Source organism: Methylosinus sp. Sm6, from assembly GCF_019802345.1.
Taxonomy (GTDB): Bacteria; Pseudomonadota; Alphaproteobacteria; order Rhizobiales; family Beijerinckiaceae; genus Methylosinus.
In genome coordinates, this window is the sequence record NZ_JAINDZ010000109.1 from 1 (window position 1) to 1,608 (window position 1,608).

Genomic DNA, 1,608 nt, shown 5'->3' on the forward strand with positions numbered 1-1,608 from the left:
GTTAGCCGGGGTACTGACCAGTGCCCCCTCGCCGGCGCTGCGGCGGTGGCGATGATGCCTCTGCGATTCGATTCCCGAAGGCGGCGCGCGACGCTCCGTCCGGGACGACGGCGGAGGCGAACAATGGATTATTACGTAGGGCTGGACGTGTCGCTGGAGGCGACGAGCGTGTGCGTCGTGAACGACGAGGGCAAGGTCGTCCGGGAAGGGAAGGTGCCGTCCGATCCGGAGGCGATCGAATTGTTCCTCGCCGAATGGGGCGTCCATCTGAAGCGCGTCGGCTTGGAGGCTTTCTCCTTCAGCGCCTGGCTGTTCTCCGCGCTCGACGAGAAGGGCCTGCCGGTGTTCTGCATCGAGACGCGTCACACGAAGGCGGCGCTGAACGCCATGCTCAACAAGACCGATCGCAACGACGCGCGCGGCATCGCGCAGCTGATGCGCACCGGCTGGTTCCGCGCCGTCCACGTCAAGTCGCAGGAGGCGCAGACGTTGCGCGTGCTGCTCTCCGGACGCAAGGCGTTGCTCGGCAAGGTGCTCGACATGGAGAACATGATCCGCGGCCTGCTGCGTCCGTTCGGGCTGAAGGTGGGCCAGGTCTCGACCGGCCGGTTCGAGGCGCGCGTGCGCGAGCTGGTCGCCGGTCTGGCCGAGATGGAGCAGATCGTCGAGCCGTTGCTCGCCGCCCGCGCGGCGATGCGTCTGCAGTTCGCGCGGCTGCATCGCATGGCGCTGGCGGCGGCGCGGAACGATCGAGCGGTGCGTCGGCTGATGACGGTGCCCGGCGTCGGCGCCATCGTGGCGCTGACCTTCCGCGCCACGGTGGACGATCCGGCCCGGTTCAAGAAATCCGTCACCGTCGGCGCGCACTTCGGATTGACGCCGCGACGATATCAATCCGGCGAGACCGACTGGTCGGGGCGCATCTCGAAATGCGGAGACGAGATGACACGCGCCATGCTCTATGAGGCGGCGATCGCGATCCTCACGCGCATTCCGAAGAACTTCAAGCTGCGGCAATGGGGCTTGAAGCTCTTGAAGAAGAAGGGGCTGAAGAAGGCAGCGACCGCGGTGGCGCGGGCGCTCGCCGTGCTCCTGCACAAGATCTGGGTCGACGGCTCGACCTTCCGATACGGCGCGCCGAAGCGCGGCCGGGTCGCGCGCGCATGATGGAGGCGTAAGCGACCCGGCCGCTTCCTTCCTCGGCGTCACCGGGTTCCGCCACGGCGGAGCGGCGTCTCCCGCGGAGACGGGGACACGGGCGAGATCGAAACTTGAGTTGCCGGTCGCCTTCAGGCGAAACCAAACGGCGCTTGTTAGCCTGACCGCCTGGTCTCCAGATCCCGGAATGTGGCGGACATTGTGCCGACCACGGATGTTAGCGAGTGCTCCTCGGAGAGACATGAGCCGCGCCTAGCGTGACGAGGATGGAAGGGAACGGCCGCAGCGGCGGCAGACGGCGGCGGTGGCGCGCCCGGGAGGGCGCGCGCGTGCGTCTTCGCAAGTAAAAGCGGCTTTACGGATCGGTCTGTCGGTGGCAGACTGAAATGGAGAGGCGTTGTCTCCACAGACTGCTGACTCGCAACAACAAGTTAGAGTCAGTATGTTAGA

Annotated in this window: 1 protein-coding gene; it reads left to right on the forward strand. The window is 66.4% G+C overall.

From position 1 onward, the window contains the following. Positions 1-123 precede the first annotated feature (123 nt). Positions 124-1,167, forward strand: coding sequence for an IS110 family transposase (locus tag K3F48_RS23715; protein WP_222577900.1), 1,044 nt, complete (start codon positions 124-126; stop codon positions 1,165-1,167). Positions 1,168-1,608 lie beyond the last annotated feature (441 nt).